This window comes from Aurantimonas litoralis, from assembly GCF_026153195.1.
Lineage (GTDB): Bacteria > Pseudomonadota > Alphaproteobacteria > Rhizobiales > Rhizobiaceae > Aurantimonas > Aurantimonas coralicida.
On the sequence record NZ_JAPFBM010000011.1, the window covers coordinates 118,094 to 137,399 of the forward strand.

General features: G+C 67.0%; 15 protein-coding genes. 6 read left to right on the forward strand and 9 right to left on the reverse strand.

Translation table 11 applies throughout. The features are described 5' to 3' along the window. Window positions 1-34: 34 nt before the first annotated feature. From N7I30_RS19280 to N7I30_RS19320, 9 genes are all read right to left on the reverse strand, one after another. Window positions 35-2,755 (reverse strand): nitrate reductase, encoded by a 2,721-nt coding sequence (locus tag N7I30_RS19280; protein WP_498640851.1) that lies wholly within the window; start codon window positions 2,753-2,755, stop codon window positions 35-37. A gap of 14 nt (window positions 2,756-2,769) precedes the next feature. Then, window positions 2,770-3,114: a nitrite reductase small subunit NirD gene (gene nirD / locus N7I30_RS19285; protein ID WP_024351248.1), complete on the reverse strand. Its 345-nt coding sequence runs from the start codon at window positions 3,112-3,114 to the stop codon at window positions 2,770-2,772. Then, the gene (nirB, locus tag N7I30_RS19290; protein WP_024351247.1) at window positions 3,111-5,555 is read right to left on the reverse strand and encodes a nitrite reductase large subunit NirB; all 2,445 of its coding nucleotides are present in this window, start codon (window positions 5,553-5,555) and stop codon (window positions 3,111-3,113) included. Before nirB ends, nirD begins: the two co-directional genes overlap by 4 nt. A gap of 11 nt (window positions 5,556-5,566) precedes the next feature. Further along, window positions 5,567-6,502, reverse strand: coding sequence for a GAF domain-containing protein (locus N7I30_RS19295; protein ID WP_491391196.1), 936 nt, complete (start codon window positions 6,500-6,502; stop codon window positions 5,567-5,569). Continuing rightward, window positions 6,499-8,265 (reverse strand): ABC transporter ATP-binding protein, encoded by a 1,767-nt coding sequence (locus tag N7I30_RS19300; RefSeq protein ID WP_029703345.1) that lies wholly within the window; start codon window positions 8,263-8,265, stop codon window positions 6,499-6,501. Before N7I30_RS19300 ends, N7I30_RS19295 begins: the two co-directional genes overlap by 4 nt. A 26-nt stretch (window positions 8,266-8,291) precedes the next feature. After that, on the reverse strand, window positions 8,292-9,386 hold the full coding sequence (locus N7I30_RS19305) for an ABC transporter permease (RefSeq protein WP_228241563.1): 1,095 nt from the start codon (window positions 9,384-9,386) through the stop codon (window positions 8,292-8,294). Window positions 9,387-9,460: 74 nt separating this feature from the next. Next, window positions 9,461-10,843 carry a CmpA/NrtA family ABC transporter substrate-binding protein gene (locus N7I30_RS19310; protein ID WP_491391197.1) on the reverse strand — a complete coding sequence of 461 codons (1,383 nt, stop codon included), beginning with the start codon at window positions 10,841-10,843 and terminating at the stop codon, window positions 9,461-9,463. A gap of 341 nt (window positions 10,844-11,184) precedes the next feature. Next, window positions 11,185-12,357 carry a CmpA/NrtA family ABC transporter substrate-binding protein gene (locus N7I30_RS19315; protein ID WP_169513633.1) on the reverse strand — a complete coding sequence of 391 codons (1,173 nt, stop codon included), beginning with the start codon at window positions 12,355-12,357 and terminating at the stop codon, window positions 11,185-11,187. Continuing rightward, window positions 12,338-12,940 (reverse strand): ANTAR domain-containing response regulator, encoded by a 603-nt coding sequence (locus N7I30_RS19320; RefSeq protein WP_491391199.1) that lies wholly within the window; start codon window positions 12,938-12,940, stop codon window positions 12,338-12,340. The genes N7I30_RS19315 and N7I30_RS19320 overlap by 20 nt, the downstream gene beginning before the upstream one ends. An 830-nt stretch (window positions 12,941-13,770) precedes the next feature. Here N7I30_RS19320 and N7I30_RS19325 point away from each other — a divergent pair. From N7I30_RS19325 to N7I30_RS19350, 6 genes are all read left to right on the forward strand, one after another. Further along, complete coding sequence (locus N7I30_RS19325; protein WP_498640852.1) at window positions 13,771-14,436, forward strand: HupE/UreJ family protein; 666 nt, start codon at window positions 13,771-13,773, stop codon at window positions 14,434-14,436. A 27-nt stretch (window positions 14,437-14,463) separates the two neighbouring features. Then, window positions 14,464-15,201: a hypothetical protein gene (locus N7I30_RS19330; protein ID WP_024351239.1), complete on the forward strand. Its 738-nt coding sequence runs from the start codon at window positions 14,464-14,466 to the stop codon at window positions 15,199-15,201. A gap of 99 nt (window positions 15,202-15,300) precedes the next feature. Beyond that, window positions 15,301-16,683: an MFS transporter gene (locus tag N7I30_RS19335; RefSeq protein WP_498640853.1), complete on the forward strand. Its 1,383-nt coding sequence runs from the start codon at window positions 15,301-15,303 to the stop codon at window positions 16,681-16,683. Window positions 16,684-16,880: 197 nt separating this feature from the next. Further along, window positions 16,881-17,201, forward strand: coding sequence for a hypothetical protein (locus tag N7I30_RS19340; RefSeq protein ID WP_155898507.1), 321 nt, complete (start codon window positions 16,881-16,883; stop codon window positions 17,199-17,201). A 403-nt stretch (window positions 17,202-17,604) separates the two neighbouring features. Next, entirely contained in the window at window positions 17,605-19,059 is a 1,455-nt protein-coding gene (locus tag N7I30_RS19345) for a TolC family protein (RefSeq protein ID WP_498640854.1), read from the forward strand. 17 nt (window positions 19,060-19,076) lie between these two features. Then, window positions 19,077-19,306: twin-arginine translocation signal domain-containing protein (locus tag N7I30_RS19350; protein ID WP_498640855.1), on the forward strand; the 230-nt coding region annotated here is incomplete at its 3' end.

Consider the following 19,306-nt stretch of genomic DNA (forward strand, 5'->3'; position numbering starts at 1 on the left):
AAGCTGTTCGGTGTCGTTCACGGCGAGGGGCGGCTTACGCCGTGTTCGCGAGCCGTGCATCATCGATGATCCCTTTGATCTCGCTGCGGCAGGAGCCGCAATTGGTTCCTGCCTTCAACGCCGCGCCGACGGCCTCGACAGTGATTGCCCGGCCGGTGGTCACCGCCGCCGCGATCTCGTTGACGCCGACGCTGAAGCAGGAGCAGACGATCGCACCGGGGTCCGGGCGGTCGGCTCCCCCGCGCCCGGCGAGCAGCCGGAAGCGGTCGCTGACAGCGTTGTGCGCGTCGCCCAACTGCCCCGCGGCCCAGACGCGCGACACGGCGACGGGATCGCGCGCAATCCACAGCGCGCCGACCAGTGCTTCGCCGTCGAAGGCGGCAAAGCGATGCGCACCGGTCGTCGTGTCGTGGAACGCCAGCATCTGCGCCCTGTCCGGCGCCTCGAGCAACGCCGTGGCGAAAGCGCTCGGGTCGGCCAGCGGCGCCAGGCCGGCCAATTCCATGCGCCAGCCGGCCTCGGCCCGCGCCAGCGCGAAATAGTCGAGGCCGTGCGGATCGGGCCGCGACCGCGTGACGGCAAAGCCGAACCAGACGGCTGGGAACGGCGCGATCGACACCTCGGTGCCCTTGAGACCCGGCTGGCCGGAGACCGGATCGACGGCGGGTGCGACCACGGCGTCGGTGCGACCGCTGCCCGAGAACTCGTCGCTCCAGTGCATCGGCACGAAGACCGAGCCGCGCGATTGCCGGTCCGTGGTGCGGCAACGCACGATCGCCGCGCCGAAGCCGGATCGCACGGTGACGAGGCTGGCTTCCGCAATCCCCTGCGCTGCGGCGTCCGCCGGATGGACGTCGACGAAGGGTTCTGCGACATGGGCCGAAAGCCGGGCCGAGCGGCCGGTGCGGGTCATCGTGTGCCAATGGTCGCGCACACGCCCGGTGTTGAGCAGGAACCGGCCCTTGTCCGTCCGGCGACGGGGGCCGACATCGACTGCCACGAAGCGGGCGCGCCCGTCCGGGTGGTAGAAGTGTCCGTCGCCGAAGAAGCGGTTGCCGTCCTTCGCCGAAGCCGCACCTGCTTCGGCCGGGGCGTCGCCGGAATCGGATGGGGAGACGACGCGGGGCTGCGGCCACTGAACCGGCTCCAGGGCGTCGTAGCCGCACTGGTCGAGCCCGGCGAGCGCGCCGATGTCGAAGTCGCGCGCTCCGGCGTTGCCATGGGCCGAGAGCCGTGCGTGTTCGTCGAAGACGTCCGCCACGCTGGCGTGGGAAAAGCCGTCGGCGAAGCCCATGCGGCGGGCGACGTCCGCGATGATCGCCCAGTCGGGCCGGGCCTCGCCGGGCAGCGGCAGGAAGGGACGTTGGCGCGAGATCCGTCGCTCGGAATTGGTGACCGTTCCGTCCTTCTCGCCCCAGGCCGCAGCGGGCAGGGCGACATCGGCGAAGGGCAGGGTGTCGTTGCGTGCAACGACATCGGAGACGACGACGAAGGGGCAGGCGGCGAGGGCCGCCTTCACGGAATCGGCGTCGGGCATCGAGACGACGGGATTGGTGCCGATGATCCAGAGCGCCCTGATCCGGCCGTCGGCCACGGCGCGGAACATGTCGACCGCCTTCAGGCCGGCGCGGTCGGGCATCGCCGGGGCGTCCCAGAAGTCCCGCACCAGGGAGCGATGCGCCGGGTCCTCGATCGCCATGTGCGCCGCGAGCATGTTGGCCATGCCGCCGACCTCGCGCCCGCCCATGGCATTGGGCTGGCCGGTCACCGAGAAGGGGCCCATGCCGGGCCGTCCGATGCGGCCGGTCGCCAGATGGCAGTTGATGATCGCGTTGACCTTGTCGGTGCCCGTCACCGACTGGTTGACGCCCTGGCTGTAGACCGTGACGACCTTTTCGGTCCTGGCGAAGAGTTCGTAGAAGGCCTGGATCTGGCGGCTGTCGAGGCCGGTGGCCTCCGCGACATGCGGCAGCCGCATCCCACGGGCCCGGCGCAGCGCCTCGACGAAGCCGTCGGTATGCCGGGCCACATAGTCGCAATGGATCGCACCGGCCTCGGCGAGGAACGGCAGCAATCCGGCAAAGAGCGCCGTGTCGCCATCGGCAGCGATCGGCAGATGCAGATCGGCGAGATCGGCGCTCGCCGTACGGCGCGGATCGACAAGCACGACCTTCATCTGCGGGCGCGCGGCCCTGGCCGCGGCGATCCGCTGGTAGAGCACCGGATGGCACCAGGCGAGGTTCGAGCCGACGAGGACGATCAGATCGGCCTGTTCCAGATCCTCATAGGTGCCCGGCACCGTGTCGGAGCCGAAGGCCCGGCGATGGCCGGCGACCGAGGAGGCCATGCACAGCCGGGAATTGGTATCGATGTTCGCCGAGCCGATGAAGCCCTTCATCAGCTTGTTGGCGAGGTAGTAATCCTCGGTCAGCAACTGGCCGGAGACGTAGAAGGCAACGGAGTCACGGCCGTGTTCGGCGATGGTGGCGGTGAAGCGTTCGGCAACAAGCGAAAGCGCGTCGTCCCAGGTCGCACGTGCGCCGGCGATGGTGGGGAACAGCAGCCGTTCCTCCAGCCCCAGTGTCTCGCCGAGGACCGAGCCCTTGGAGCAGAGGCGGCCGAAATTCGCCGGATGCGCGGGGTCGCCGGCGATCGCCACGCTGCCACCCGGACGCGGAGTTGCCAGGACTCCGCAGCCAACGCCGCAATAGGGGCATGTGGTCCGGATGGTGGTGTCGGCCGGTCGTTCGTCCATCGCGCGGGTCCCGGCTATTCGGCGGCGAGGACGAGGGCGGGTTCGTCCAGCGACAGTTCGATGGCGCCGGTCGGCGGGTCGACCCGCACGGCGAAGACCCGCACCCGACCTTCGTCGGGCCCGGCGGCGATCCCGCTCTCCAGCGAGAACACCATGTTGTGCAGCGGGCAGGTGACCGAGGCGTCGTGGACGATGCCCTGGCTGAGCGGCCCGCCCTTGTGCGGACAGCGGTCCTCTGTGGCGAAGATGCCGTCATTGGCGGTCCGGAACACCGCGACGCGCCCGAACGGGGTGAGCACGCAGCGCGCGCCGCGGCGGGGAATGTCGGTAACCGCACCGATGCGATGCCAGCCGGTCATTCCGCAGCCTCCAGGGTGAGATCGGCCATCGGGCGGAACTCGTGGCTGGCGCGCGCGCCCGAGGCCCGCTCCGACCAGGGGTCGGTCTGGCTGAAGGTCTGGCTGTGGACGAAGGCTTCGTAATAGCCGCGTCGCCGCGCAGGATCCTCGACGATGACGGCGCGGATCGAGTCCATGCCGACCCGCTTCAGCCATTTGTACATGCGCTCCAGGTAATGACCCTGCTCACGGTAGAGCTGGACGAGGGCGACGATCATCTCCAGCGCCTCGTCCTCGGTCTTCACCTGGGTGAGGATTTCCGTGCCCTTGATGTCGAGCCCCGCCGCACCGGCGAACTGGATCTCGTAGCCGGCGTCGGTGCAGATCACGCCGACATCCTTGCAAGTCGCCTCGGCGCAGTTCCGGGGGCAGCCAGACACCGCCATCTTTACCTTGGCGGGCGTCCAGGAGCCCCACATGAACTTCTCGATCCTGACGCCGAGGCCGGTGGAATCCTGCGTGCCGAAGCGGCACCAGTCGGTGCCGACGCAGGTCTTCACGGTGCGCAGGCCCTTGGCATAGGCGGCGCCGGAGACCATGCCGGCGGCGTTCAGATCGGCCCAGACCGCGGGCAGATCCTCCTTCCTCACGCCGAGGAGGTCGATGCGCTGGCCGCCAGTGCACTTGACGGTCGGGATGGCGAACTTGTCTGCGACGTCGGCGATCGCCCGCAATTCGTTGGCCGAGGTGATGCCGCCCCACATGCGCGGCACGACCGAATAGGTGCCGTCCTTCTGGATGTTGGCATGGACCCGCTCGTTGATGAAGCGGGACTGCTTGTCGTCGACATAGTCGCCCGGCCAGTCGGCGATCAGATAGTAGTTGAGCGCCGGCCGGCACTTCGCGCAGCCGCAGGAGGTCTTCCACTCCAGCTCCTGCATGACTTCCGGGATCGACTTCAACGCCTTGGCGCGGATCAGCCGCCGCACGTCGCCATGGCCGAGATCGGTGCAGGGGCACATCGGCTTGACGGCCGCGGGATTGAAGGCGGCGCCCAGGGTCAGCGCCATCAGCTGCTCCACGAGCCCGGTGCAGGAGCCGCAGGAGGCGGAGGCCTTGGTGTGGGCCCGCACCTCGTCGAGGCTGGTCAGCCCGCCCGCGGCAACCGCGCCGGTGATCTTTGATTTGCATACGCCGTTGCAGCCGCAGATTTCCGCATCATCCGGCAAGGCTGCAACGGCCGCCATAGGGTCCAGGGGGGCACCCCCCTGGAAGGACTGGCCGAAGATCAGGGTTTCGCGCATGTCCGATACCGGCGCGCCGTCGCGAATGAGGTCGAAGAACCAGTTGCTGTCGGCGGTATCCCCGTACATCACGGCGCCGACGAGCCGGTCGTCCTCGATCACGAGGCGCCTGTAGACACCCTGCGCCGGATCGCGAAGGACGATCTCCTCGCGTTTCTCGCCCTCGGCAAAGTCGCCGGCGCTGAAGAGGTCGCATCCCGTGACCTTGAGCTTGGTTGACAATTCCCTGACCGCAAAAGCGTCCGGCTGGCCGAGCAGCGACTTCGCCAGCACCCTGGCCTGATCGTAGAGCGGGGCGACGAGGCCGAAGAGCGTGCCGTCGAACTCCACGCATTCGCCGACGGCGTAGATGTCGGGGTCCGACGTCTGCATCTGGGCGTTCACGACGATCGCGCGGCCGACGTCGAGACCCGCATCCCTGGCGATCTGCGCCGCCGGGCGGATGCCGACCGCCATGACCACCAGATCCGCCTTCAGGGTCGTCCCGTCCGCCAGTTCGACGCCTTCGACACGGTTCGTGCCGAGTATCTTCTGGGTCGAGGCCCGCGTCATCACCGTGATGCCGCGCTTTTCCAGGTCCTTGCGCAGGAGATAGCCGGCCGCCTCGTCGAGCTGGCGCTCCATCAGGTGACCCGACAGATGCAGGACGGTGACCTCCATGCCGCGCAGCCGCAGCCCGGCCGCCGCTTCCAGGCCGAGAAGGCCGCCGCCGATGACGACGGCATGGCTGCCGGGCGTGCCGGACGCCTCGATCATGGCGTGGGTGTCGTCGAAATCGCGGTAGGTGATGACCCCGGGCAGGTCCCGGCCTTCCACCGGCACGATGAACGGGACCGAGCCAGTGGCGATGATCAGCTTATCGTAGGGCACCTCGCCCTTCGCGCCGGTGACGATCTTGCGCTCCCGGTCGATCGCGACGACCTTCTCGCCGAAGCGGCAGGTCACGTCGTGCGCGCCGTACCACTCCTCGTCATGGGTGACGATCTCGTCATAGCTCTTCTCGCCGGACAGGACCGGCGACAGCATGATGCGGTTGTAGTTGCCGCGCGGTTCCGCATTGAACAGCGTGACCGCGTAGGCGTCCCGATCGGCCTCGAACAGGGTCTCGAGCACCCGGCCGGACGCCATGCCGGCACCGATGACGACCAGTTTTCGCATGAACGTTCCTTTCAGTAGTACCAGGCGACGACGTGGCTGATCGTTCCGTCGCGATAGATCGGAACAGCCACCATCGATGCGTAGCCGGCGGTCAGAGCGGGATTGTCGTGCTTGACGGCGGGGATGCCGGTGCCCAGCACCTCGCCGATCGGTCCCTGCCAGGCCGCCACGCGCCGCTCGGTCTCGTCGTCCCAGAGCGGTCCCTCGCGCTGGCAGATGCCGTCGGCGAGGATCGCTTCCCTGGCGCCGGTCGTTCCGGCGGCGCGCACATTCCACAGCTCGAACCGTTGGGCGATTGGCGTGCCGCGGGCCGAAAGCAGCGTCAGGACATAGGTCCGGTCCCCCGGCACGGTGATCGGCAGGCCAAGACCGGTGGTCAGGCCGGCCCTGCCGGCGCTTTCGGCGCGGATGAAGCGGTAGCCCGAGCCGAGATCGCGCATCAGCATCGGCGCGTTCGCCGCCCAGACGCCGCCGGGCAGGCCCTGTCCGCGGGGGAAATGCGTATGCTGCGAGACCCATTCGAAGTGCCGCGCCGCGCCGTAATAGCCGTCGTCCAGCATCAGGAGACCGTCGCTCTCGCGCCAGACCTCGATAGCACCGGTGCGCGATTCGTCATCGGCGCACAGCACGACGATGACGGCCTTCAGGGCGCTTCCGGCGAAGATCGGCACGGCCACCGCGCAGGTCAGTCCCGCCGCCCTCGCGGCTTCGGCGCGCTGGAAATAGGAGCCGTCGAACTGCTTCAGCACCACCGGGCGGGCCTCGTCCCAGGCTCGGCCGGGCAGGCCTTCGCCCCTGGAGAAGCTTTGTTTCGCCGAAACGGCGGCGAAGGCGTCCAGGGAACCATAATTGCCGCTCGACCAGACCAGGCGGTCGCCGTCGGGGACCCATACTTCCGTCACCTCGATAAAGGCGCGGGTGGCGACTTCGGGCGCGATCACGCTCATGCCGCTTCCCTTTCCGCGCCGGCGGCCTTGTCGTCGGCGGTCGTCTCGGCGCTGGCCGCCTGTGCGCCGGGGCCACCCTTTTCGTACTCTTCCAGGAAGCTCAGGAGCTGTTCGCGATAGAGGTAGTAATCAGGATGCTCGAGCAGCGCCTTGCGGGTGCGCGGGCGCGGCAGGTCGACCTTCATGATCTTGCCGATCCGGGCCATCGGGCCGTTGGTCATCATCACGACCCGGTCGGCGAGGAGGATCGCCTCGTCGACGTCGTGGGTGACGCAGACGGTGGTCACCTGGGTCCGCTTCCAGACATCCATCAGGACGTCCTGGAGCTCCCAGCGGGTCAGTGAATCGAGCATGCCGAACGGCTCGTCGAGAAGCAGCAGTTTCGGCGACAGGGCGAAGGCTCGGGCGATGCCGACCCGCTGCTTCATGCCGTTGGACAGGTCTTCGGCCCGTCGGTGCATGGAATCGCCGAGCCCGACGCGGTGGAGATAATGTTCGACAACATCGCGGCGTTCGGCCGGCGTCGCGTCGGGATAGACCCTGTCGACGCCGAGAGCGACGTTCTCCCGGGCCGTCAGCCAGGGCATCAGGGATGGCGACTGGAAGACCACCGCGCGTTCGGGGCCGGCCCCGCTGACCTCGCGGCCATCGAGGATAATGCCTCCCGACGAGATGTCGTTGAGGCCGGCGGCCATGGACAGGACCGTCGACTTGCCGCAGCCCGAATGGCCGATCAGCGAGACGAACTCGCCCTTTTCCATCTTCATGTCGAAGCCGTCGACGACGGTCAGCGGCCCCTTCGGCGTCGGATAGGTCTTGGTGACCTCGAAGAACTCGACATAGCCGCGCCCGATGGCGGACTGCGCTGCGCGGCGATAGGCGGCCGGAAGCTCCGGCACCGGTCCCTTCGTCGTCTTCTGGGTGATCGGGACGACGTTGGGCAGGCAGACCGCTGCATCCGTGTCGGCGGAGGCATGGCGCCCCCGATCCATCAGATAGCCGGTGATCTCGCGCCGCAGGCGCTTGAACTCGTCATTGGCATTCATTGCCGAGCGGTCGCGCGGGCGCGGCAGCTCGACCGGAAAGGACGGGCCGAGACTGGCCTTCGGGCCAGGATCGAGGGGAATGATCCGGTCGGCGAGCAGGATCGCCTCGTCGACATCGTTGGTGATCAGGATGATGGTCTTCTTCTCGACCTGGCTGATCGCGGCGAATTCGTCCTGCAGCTTGGCGCGGGTCAGGGCGTCGAGCGCCGACAGCGGTTCGTCGAGCAGCAGAATCTCCGGGCTCATGGCGAGAGCCCGCGCCACCGAGACGCGCTGGCGCATCCCGCCGGAGAGCTCCGCCGGCTTGCGGTCGACGGCGTGTGCGAGACCGACCATCTCGATGTATCGGTCGACACGCGCCTTGCGGGAGGCCTTCGTCTCGCGGGCGAAAACGGTGTCGACCGCGAGCGCGACATTGCCGCGGACCGTGAGCCACGGCATCAGCGAATAGGACTGGAAGACCAGCCCGCGCTCCGGTCCGGGTCCCGTCACCTGGGCGCCCTTCATCAAAACCTGACCGGCATCGGGCCGGATCAGCCCTGCCAGCAGCGAGATCAGCGTGGTCTTGCCGGAACCGGAAAATCCGACGATCGCGACGAACTCGCCTTCCGCGACCTTGAGGTCGATGCCGTCGAGGATTTCGGCGCGGGCCGGGCCCTCGCCATAGGCCTTCGAGACATTCGCCAGTTCGATCATCGGGGAAGTGGCCATGGTCATGTCCTTTCGCGCCCGGGAAGGCCGTCTCAGCGGTTCGACGTGAAGGTGAAGGCGGTTTGCAGGGCAGCCATGATCCGGTCGAGCATGAAGCCGACAATGCCGATGGTGATCACCGCGACGATGATCCGGGCCAGCGAATCCGACGAGCCGTTCTGGAACTCGTCCCACACGAACTTTCCGAGGCCGGGGTTCTGGGCCAGCATCTCGGCGGCGATCAGCACCATCCAGCCGACGCCGAGCGACAGGCGCAGCCCGGTGAAGATCAGCGGCATGGCCGAGGGCAGGACCAGCTTGGTGATGGTCTTGTGCGTCGGCAGCTGCAGCACCTTGCCGACATTGACGAGATCCTTGTCGATCGAGGCGACGCCAAGCGCCGTGTTGATCAGGGTCGGCCAGAGCGAGCAGAGGGTGACCGTGATCGCCGAGACCACCATCGACTTCGGTACGGCGTCGGAGGCGTTCACGTAGAGAGCCGAGACGATCATCGTGACGATCGGCAGCCAGGCCAGCGGCGACACCGGCTTGAAGACCTGGATCAGCGGATTGAGCGCGCCGTTGATTGTCGCGGACAAGCCGCAGGCGATGCCGACCGGAATGGCGATGATGGTGGCGAGCACGAAGCCGAGAAACACGGTCTTGAGGCTGGTCAGGATCTGTTCCGGATAGGTCGGAGCGCCCGTGTAGCTGCGGGTCTTCACGCGGTCCGCCATGCCCTGTTCGACCAGCTTGGCGTTGCGCGCCTCCTGGCGCTCGTAGAACGCCACCCGGTCCTGCCGCCCGCGCTGATAGTCGTCATAGAGCGAGCCGACCTGCTGCCAGACCTGGACCGGCCCGGGCACCGTGCCCAATGATGTCTGGACCTGCGGGGCGAGGGCGGCCCAGGCGGCGAGAAAGGCGACGATGCCGATCAGCGGCACGATCAGGCTCTGCCACAAGGCGCGCAGATTGCTGCGGGCATCGTCTCCCGCAGCGATCTTCATGACCGGCACGGACCAGCCGAGGCCGATCGCGGTCAGCGGTCCGGTGGCGCGTGTGATCCGGGACATCCGCTTTTCGCGCTTCAGAATCCGGCGCTCGGCGGGGGACAGCTCGTCGCCCATGAAATCGGAGGCGGTACTCATCGCTGGCGTTCCTTCGTCGAATGCTTCGGCGGCAAGGTCGCCGGGCAGGGGCTGCCCGGCGCGAGCGGCTGCGCTCAGTTGGAGACGACGCTGGCGACGTCCTCGGAGCCCTTCAGCCCGATCTCGAACTTCGCGAGATATTCGTTCGGCTTGCGCCCCTCATATTCGACGCCGTCGATGAACTCGGCCGTCGCCGGCTTGTAGCCATCGGTGTCGGGCACTGCGGACGGGTCCAGATAGCCGTCCTCGACGAGGGATTCCGCAGCCTGGCGGTAGATGTCGGGCCGGTAGACCGACGCCGCGGTCTCCGCGTACCAGGCATCGGATTTTTCCTCGGAGATCTGGCCCCAGCGGCGCATCTGGGTGAGGTACCAGACCGCATCCGAGTAGAAGGGGTAGGTCGCGAACTTGTCGAAGAAGACGTTGAAGTGCGGCGCTTCGCGCGTGTCGCCCTTCTCGTATTCAAAGGTGCCTGTAATCGAGTTGGCGATGACCTCGGGATCGGCCCCGACATATTCGGGTCGCGACAGGATCTCGACCGCCTGCCGGCGATTGGCGCCGCCATCGGCATCGAGCCACTGGCCGGCGCGGATCAGCGCCTTGGTGACGGCGATCGCGGTGTTCGGGTTTTCCTCGACGAAGGCCGCCGTCATCCCGAAGACCTTCTCGGGATTGTCCTTCCAGATCTCGTAGTCGGTGATCACCGGCACGCCGATGCCCTTGAACACCGCCTGCTGGTTCCACGGTTCGCCGACGCAATAGCCCTGGATGGTGCCGGCCTCGAGCGTCGCCGGCATCTGCGGCGGCGGGGTGACCGACAGGAGCACCTCGGCGTCGATCTGGCCGGAGGTGTCGCTCGGCGAATAATAGCCGGGGTTGAGCCCGCCGGCCGCAAGCCAGTAGCGCAGCTCGTAATTGTGGGTCGAGACCGGGAACACCATCCCCATGTTGAAGGTCTTGCCGGCCGAGCGGTACTGCTCGACCACCGGTGCAAGCGCGGCAGCCGAGATCGGATGCTCCGGCTTGCCGTCGGGGCCCGCCGGGATGTGCGTCTTCATCTCCGCCCAGACGTCGTTCGAGACGGTGATGCCGTTGCCGTTCAGATCCATGGAGAGCGGCGTGACGATATGCGCCTTGGTGCCGTAGCCGATCGTCGCCGCCAGGGGCTGGCCGGCCAGCATGTGGGCGCCGTCGAGCTCGCCGGTGATGGTGCGGTCGAGCAGCACCTTCCAGTTGGCCTGGGGCTCGATCGTGACGTACAGGCCCTCATCCTCGAAGAAGTGCATCTCCTTGGCGATGGCGAGCGGTGCCATGTCGGTGAGCTTGATGAAGCCGAAGGTCAGTTCGTCCTTCTCGACCGGCAGCATGCCGGCCGACGCAGGCGAGGCGGCCAGGACGGCAAACGCTCCCGTGCAGCCAAGAAGGGTTCGGCGAGAGACTGCGATGATGCTGGCCATGGCGTAAGCGTCCCCGTTCGCCGGGCATGCCGCGCCGGCGTTGCTGATCGTTGAAATGAAAAAAGGCTGCCCGACCCGTTGTCGCTCCGAAGCCTCGGAAGCGCATGAAAACGAAGTCGGCAGCCTTGCCGGTGCGCCCGCCATTGGGCGCCTATGATGCCGGCAAGCGTTGCCGGGAGATAATGGGAGACGGATCAGTCATCCGGTCTCTGGCGACCATTCTTACTGCCGCAGCGGCGATGTTGCAACGCGGCAGGATGCGTTTTTGCGGTTTTTTTGAACTTTTCCAAAGTCTGTATATTTGTTGTGCAGATCGCCATGGATCCGATCAGGCGATGTGCTCATGTCTCATGCGGATCGCCGGTTTCTGCATCAAAAAGGCCCGCCGGACGGTCCGTGATGGAGGACGGTCCATCCTCGTCCGCATCTTCATCTTGTGCGGCAGTGGGCTTTGGATCTCCTCGTGCCTCGTCGAAGAGATCCGGGCGGAATGTCCGGCCGGCGATGGCCAGCCCGGTTTCGCAGAAGCGGACGTCGCCCCAACGTGCCATCTGACGATAAAGCCACCGGCCATGGCTCCGGTCAGGACGATTGGCGTCCCCACCGGCGAAGATCATGAAGCCCTCGATGGCCCGGAATCGTCCGGGAGCGACTTCCATGCGACCCGTTATCCCCGCCATGAGATCATCCGACGGCACGCCGAGATGTTGCGGCAGGGCCAGCAAATCCGCGAGAGCGCGATGATTGGCCGGATCAGCGCACCAGAGCGCGGCCTGGCCGAGGGCGTCGATGAGCCGGGACAGGGTTTCCGGGCGGTCCCTTGCAAACGCGGCGGAGACGCCGAGCACCTTTTCCGGGCCGCGCCGCCAGATCTCCGCCTTGCTGGTGACGATCCGCCCGACACCGCGCCGCACGGCCACCGTGCTCCAGGGTTCGCCGACGCAGAATCCGTCGATCTCCCCGGCGGCGAGGGCGTCGGGCACCAGTGACGGCGGCACGACGGTGATCTCCACGTCCCGGTCCGGTTCGATCCCGGACGCGGCAAGCCAGTACCGCAGGTCGTAATTGTGGCTCGAATAGCGATGGACGACAGCAAGGCGGGCATGGCTGCGCCCCGCCTGCGCCCGCCGGCCGAGGACTGATTTCAGCGCGGCACCCGCCGCCGCAGGTCCATCCGGATCGTCGCCAGCCGTATCGGCCATGGCCCGGGCGAGGGCGGTGGAGACAGTGACGGCATTGCCGCCGAGCGCCAGCACCATCGGCGCGATCATCGGAACGGCGAGCGGGCCAATGCCCAAATTGGCCGCGATCGGCATCGGCGCCAGCATGTGTGCGGCGTCGAACTGGCCGACCCCCATCCGGTCGCGGATCGTCGCCCAGGAGGTTTCCCGGAAGAGGGTAAGATCGAGGCCGCGTTCCTCGGCAATGCCGAGCTTCGCCGCAACCAGCAGCACGGCGCTGTCGAGCAGCGGCAGATAGCCGAGGCGCACGCTCTCAAGCTTCGTCACGGGCATCTCCCAACAGCGAATAGGCGCTGACGAGGCCCTGGGCGACGTCGGCGATCTTCCGGTTCTCGTTCATCGCCGTTCGACGCAGGAGCGCGTAAGCTGCAGGCTCGTCCAGCTTCTTCAGTTTCATCAGAATGCCTTTGGCGCGTTCGATCACCTTGCGCTCGGCCAGTTCCGAGCGCGCTTCCGCCAGTTCGCTGGACAGCCGGGAGAAGGCATTGAAGCGCGAGATCGCCATGTCGAGGATCGGCTTGACGCGCTCCTTCCTGAGCCCGTCGACGATATAGGCCGAGACGCCGGCATCGACGGCCGCCTCGATCGCGCCGGCGTCGGAGCGGTCGACGAACATCGCCACCGGCTTCTTCACCAAGCGGGAGACTTGGAAGAAATGTTCCAGCTGGTCCCGGTTGGGGTTTTCAAGGTCCACGACGATCACGTCCGGCTGAACCGTCTCGATGCGTTTCAGAAGGCCGAGGATTTCCCTGACGACGGCCACCCGCCGATGTCCGGCCTCGCGCAGTCCCGCCTCGATGATCGCGGCACGAACGGCATTTTCGTCGAAGACCAGGATGGAAAGATCGGCGTCCATGCTGCGCAGTGTGCGCACGCAGGATTTTTCCGCAATGCAATATTTTCGACGGCCTGTATCGCGGGGGAGCCTGGGGTGCCCGTTGCGCTGCCTCCCGGCTGAACATCTGCTCCTGGCTGCGATGGAAGAAGCCGCCGCCATCGTGTTGGGGATGCCCTCCGCATTCCCGCTGGACCGGTCCATCGCCGCGATGGCCTGGTCGCAATCGCGAGCCGGTGGCGTCGAGCACGAAGGAGGTTCATTTGCCACCATGACCGTGCCATCTTCTTCGCCGACAAGTTTCGCGCCGGGATCGGGGATCAGGATCGCGGTCTTCGCCCGAGGGAACCAATCGCCGACAGTATGCTGACGCTCAGTCGAACCCTCCTTGGACATCTGACGATCGCCCTGGCGGTCGCCTTCGCCATGTTTGCGGCGCCTCAGGGGCCGTCGGCTTCGCACGACCCGGTCGCCACGCTGCACGCCGCCCTTGATGACCACGGCCACTCGCATGATGGCGAGCCGCTCGCCGACACATCCGGGCACGGCGATCACGAGCACAAGCACAACCCGTTCGACCATTCCCACGACAAGCCCGGAACGTTGCCCCGGTTCGACGCGCCGGTGCCGCCCGGTGCCGTGCAGCATGCCCTGGTCCGTCAGGACCGAGGTTTGGAGGGCGAAGCTCCCACCCTCGATCGACCGCCGAGACCGTCCGTCACCGCCTGATCAGACGCCGTCCCCGCGACGGCATGGCACCTTACGGACAATCGGAACCAACCATGCAAGACCCTTCCGTCGAAGGTCGTCTCGAGTCGCGCCACGCGATCCGGTCGACGCTTCGCCCCCCCATGCTCGCGCTTCTCCTGGCGACGACATGGGGCACGACAGCTCTCGCCCACGGCGTTGCCGCCGGCGACCAGGGCTACATCCAGGAGATCACCGGGGTGAACCTCATCGCCTTCATGTATCTCGGCGCCAAACACATGGCGACGGGCTACGACCACATCCTGTTCCTGCTCGGCGTGATCTTCTTCCTGTACCGGATGAAGGACATCGGCATCTACGTGACCCTCTTCGCGATCGGTCACTCCACGACGATGCTGCTCGGCGTCTATTTCAACATCGGGATCAACAGCTACATCATCGACGCGATCATCGGCCTGTCGGTCGTCTACAAGGCGCTCGACAACATGGGGGCGTTCCAGCGGTGGTTCGGCTTCCAGCCGAACACCAAGGCCGCGACCCTGATCTTCGGCTTCTTTCACGGCTTCGGCCTGTCGACCAAGATCCTCGAATACGACATCTCGCCGGACGGCCTGGTGCCGAACCTCCTCGCCTTCAATGTCGGCGTCGAGATCGGCCAACTCCTCGCCCTCGGCGCGATCCTCATCGTCATGGGCTTCTGGCGCAGGACACCGAGCTTCTTCCGCCACGCCTACACCGCCAACGTCGTCATGATGGCCGCCGGCTTCGTGCTCTTCGGCTACCAGGTCGCCGGCTATCTCGTCGCCTGACGACCTCTCAACGCAAGGATACGACACATGTACAATACCGACATGCCCACCCGCGCCGAGCTTCCGTCCACGCGGAAGCTGGTGCGCTCGACCGTCATCGCGGCGGTCTCCGCCACTGCGATCCTGGTCACGGTCGTGCTCCCGGCCGAGTACGGGATCGATCCGACCGGGGTCGGATCGGCGCTGAACCTCACGGAGATGGGCGAGATCAAGACCCAGCTCGCGGCAGAAGCCGAAGCCGATGCCGCGAGGGACGCGGGCACCCGCGCTGCCCCGCCAACCGGTGCCGACGCCACGCCGCTTCCGCCTGCCGCCGTCGGGGTGGTGCCGCCGCCCGTCGCCCCGCTGGCACCGCCCGCGCCACCGGCACCGCCCGCCCCGGAGCGGCAGTCCAGCCTGTTCGGTGCGATCGGCAGTCTCTTTGTCTCGTCCGCCGTCGCCCAGGAGATGCGCCAGGACGAGATGACCATCACGCTCGCGCCCGGGGAGGGCGCGGAGATCAAGCTGGCCATGCAGGAGGGCGAGATCGCATCCTTCGCCTGGGTCGTTTCGGAAGGCGGTGCGGTCAACTACGACACCCATGGCGACGGCGGCGGGCAGAACATCTCCTACGAGAAGGGGCGCTCGGTCTCTTCCGACGAGGGGACGATCCAGGCGGCCTTCACCGGCAACCACGGTTGGTTCTGGCGCAACCGCGGCGATGCGCCGGTGTCCCTGACGCTGCGCACGAGCGGCACCTACACCGCCTTCGAGCGGAAGGTCTGACAAGGCCTTCCAATCACCGCCGACCGATGGTCTCGTGCCGTCGGTCGGCACCTTCTTCCGGCCGGGCAGCCGCAACGCCGGGGTCGAGGTAACGCAACCATGCTGACCGTCCTGCGCCATCGCACCTATCGCCATCTCTTCGCAGCGCAGGTTCTGTCGCTGATCGGGACCGGCCTGACGACGGTGGCGCTGGGGCTGCTCGCCTACGACCTTGCCGGCGCCAACGCCGGCGCGGTGCTCGGGACGGCGCTTGCGATCAAGATGATCGCCTATGTCGGTGTCTCGCAGTTCGCCGGGGTCCTGACGGGTTACCTGCCGCGGCGGACGCTGCTCGTCGGCCTCGACCTTGCCCGGGCGGCCTTCGTGCTCGTCCTGCCCTTCGTCACCGAGATCTGGCAGGTCTATGCCCTCGTCTTCGCGTTCCAGTCGATGTCGGCGCTGTTCACGCCGACCTTCCAGGGCACGATCCCGGATATCCTGCCGGACGAGCGGGAGTACACGAACGCCCTGTCGCTCTCGCGGCTTGCCTATGACCTCGAGTCGCTCTTCAGCCCGCTGCTGGCGGGGCTTCTGCTCACCGTGATCTCCTTCCACTGGCTGTTTCTTGGCACGGTCTTCGGCTTCCTCGCATCGGCGGGGCTGGTCGTCTCGGTCGCGCTTCCGGTCGCCAAGGCGGCCAGCGGCGGTCGGTTCGTCGACAAGCTGACCCGCGGTATCCGCGTTTACCTCGCGACACCGCGGCTGCGCGGTCTCCTGGCCCTGTCCTTCGCGGCGTCGTCGGGCGGGGCGATGGTGATCGTCAACACCGTCGTGTTCGTGCGCGCCGATCTCGGCGGCACCAACGACGACGTGGCCTTCCTCTTCGCGGCCTACGGGCTGGGCTCGATGGCGGTCGCCATCCTGCTCTCGCGGCTTCTCGACCGGGTTCCGGCCCGCACCGTCATGCTGACGGGCGCGAGCGCCATGGCGGGTCTCCTCGTCATAGCCAGCACGGGCCCCGGATGGATGGGCAGCCTCATCCTGTGGGCCCTGCTCGGTGCGGCCGCGTCGGCGATCGGCACCCCCGGGGGGCTGCTCCTGCGCCGCTCCTCCGATGCCGACAGCCGGCCCGTCGTCTTCGCCGCGCAATTCGCTCTCTCGCACGCCTGTTGGCTCGTCACCTATCCAGCCGCCGGCTGGCTCGGCGCGGCGCTCGGCCTTGGCCCGACCTTCCTGGTCATGGCTGCTGGAGCGGCTGCGGGCGCCGCAGTCGCGCGGGTCTTGTGGCCGGCGAACGATCCGGTGGAGGTCGAGCATGTCCACCAGGCGCTGGCGCACGATGCACTGCATGTCCACGACGATCATCATCAGCACCAACACGAAGGCTGGGAGGGTCCGGAGCCGATCCGCCATCCGCATCGCCACCAGCCGATCCGCCATCGGCACGCTCTGGTGATCGACGACCACCACGCGACCTGGCCGACCGGCACCGCCGGTGGCTGATCCGCGGCTTGCCCCGATCACGGGGTGGTTTCAGGAGTACGGAAGTCGCAGCTGCGGGTCAGGCGCGTCCCACGAGGGCAGGGGTCTGAGAATGGACGCCTCTTCGAGTTCATGATATCCACAGCGCGATGATGTTCCACCGATCCCATGCTCGCACGCCTGCTTGGCTGCTGACTGCTCTCGCGGTCATGCTGAGCATGCTGTTCGCATCCGTCGGATCGGTCGGGGCGGAAACCCCCATCATGTCGTCGCAGCCCCTCGCCATGGCGATGGTCGCTGAGGCGGATATGGCCGGCGAACCCGGGCATGCGCACGATGGCCACCATGCGCCCGCGAAAGCCCATGATCACAAGGCCGCCGGCGCAAGTGACTGTGCGACGCACTGCCTGACAGCCGTCCCGCAGGCTATCGGGCCGACCGACGCCATGCCGGTCAGCCGCAATCTGTCCTATCCGATCCTCACGACGGATCTGACCGGACAGTCCGGCCCCACCACCGAGCGTCCTCCTCGAATCTGATCGTCCAGGGCTTTTCTCAGCCTTATTGCGTCTTCCGGCCAGCCCTTGGTCGCAAGCGTGGACGTCAGGAATTCGCCTACGGCGAAGCCTGATCCTCTTCCTCCATGACCGGTTCCGCGAGGCGCATCTCGCGGCGAACGGTATGGCGTTCAGGTTCAACAATGAGATTCTCCATCATTGCCGGCATCCTGCCCGGCCTGCTTCTGGCGGGCTGCGCGGACGCTGCTCGGGGTCTGCCCGAAACAACCCTATTCCCGTCGCCTGATGACCCGAGCATCCCTGGCGGAACACCCGGCCGTGCTTCCGTCGTCGGCGCCTATACCCATCGCACTGTCCGCGAGCCGGATGGTTGGCGCGGTACGGGCGTGGACGTTTCCCCCGTAGCCGGCCGGGAGCTGGCACGATGAGGCCGCTGTTCAGGGTGTGCAGCGTCGTACTCCTGCCACTGATCATGTCAGGCTGCGTTGCGGCTTCGGAGACTTTCGAGCCGGATCTCGGCTTCGATGTCGTGTCGGCAGACGCCGGACGGCGCCTGGGAAAGCAGACGGTCTGGGTCCAGGATCAGGCGCAGGCTGCGGCGGCCAACGAGCGGGTCCGGAACCTGCTCGCGGCGAAATATATCGGCGCCGACGCGGCCGTGCAGGTCGCGCTTCTCGGCAACAAGACGTTGCAGGCGGACTATGCAGAGGTCGGATTGTCGGTTGCCGAGCTCTGGCAGGAGGGGCTCGCCGTCAATCCGAGGCTTTCGCTCTCCTACAGCGGGATTGGCGTCGGACGGACGATCGAGGGGCTGATCGCCGCCAACATCATCCGGATGATGACCCGGGAACGGCGCCTCGACGTCGCGGAGGTCCGGGTCCTCCAGGCGCAATTGCGGGCCGTCGACGCAACGCTGGCGCTTGCGGCCAGAACGCGTGAGGCATGGATCGAGGCTGTCGCGGCCTGGGAGACGGTCGCCTATCTGAACCGTGCGAAACTCGCCGCGGACGCTGCTGCGGAACTGGCCAGCGAACTGGGCCGGACCGGAGCGATGCCGAAGGTCGAGCAGGCCCGCGAACAGGCCTTCTATGCCGAACTGACCGGGCGGACGGCCGAAGCGCGACTGGCCGCGCAACTGGCGAAGGAGAAGCTCTACCGGGTGATGGGCGTATGGGGGAAGAATCTCGATTTCGAGGTTCCGAACGCATTGCCCGCACTGCCCGGCACGCTGAAGGGCTTCAAGGCCATCGAGGCCGAAGCCCTTCGCAACCGGGTCGACCTTCAGGTCGCGCGTCTCGAACTCGAGGCGCTGGCGCGGTCCTACGGCCTGACCAGGGCCACGCGATATGTGTCCGACCTCGAACTGGCCGCCGGCGTCGAAGTCGAACGCGAGGTCGAGGAACGCGAGGACGGGTCCGAAGCGGCAAGCAAAGTCGTGTCCGCATCCGTGGAGGTGGGGCTCGAAATCCCGATCTTCGACAGCGGGCAGGCCCGGCTTCGAAAGGCGGAATTCCAGTACCTGAAAGCAGCCAACCAGCTGGCAGCCACAGCCGTCGACATCCGGTCGCAGGCACGTGCTGCCTACAAGGCCTATCGCGGTCGCAGCGAGATCGCCCGGCACTACCGCTCTCGCGTCGTGCCATTGCGGACGACGATCGAGAAAGAAGCTCTTCTCACCTACAACGGGATGATCACGAGCACCTTCGATCTCCTCGCCGATACGCGGGCGAAGCTCGACGCGATCCTGCTCTCCCTCAACGCAAAGCGCGAATTCCACCTCGCCGACGCCGCTCTCACCGCGGCCGTCTACGGCGGCGGCGAAGATGCGCCCGAAGCCGCTGGTGGCGCCGAGATGGCGTCGGCCTCCGGCGACGATTGATCGAAAGGATCCGAACGATGGTTTCGAGACGACAATTCATCGGGGCCGGAGCGGCTCTTGCAGGCGTCGCCGCCTGGTCGAAGACGTCGGCCATGGGGCTTCCGGAAGCGCCGATCATGGAAACGGCGGCCACCCAGCCGCCGCTGATGCCGACGGCCGGGCCGGACTATAATCCCGTGGTGACGCTGAACGGCTGGTCGCTGCCCTTTCGCATGAACAACGGCGTCAAGGAGTTCCACCTCGTTGC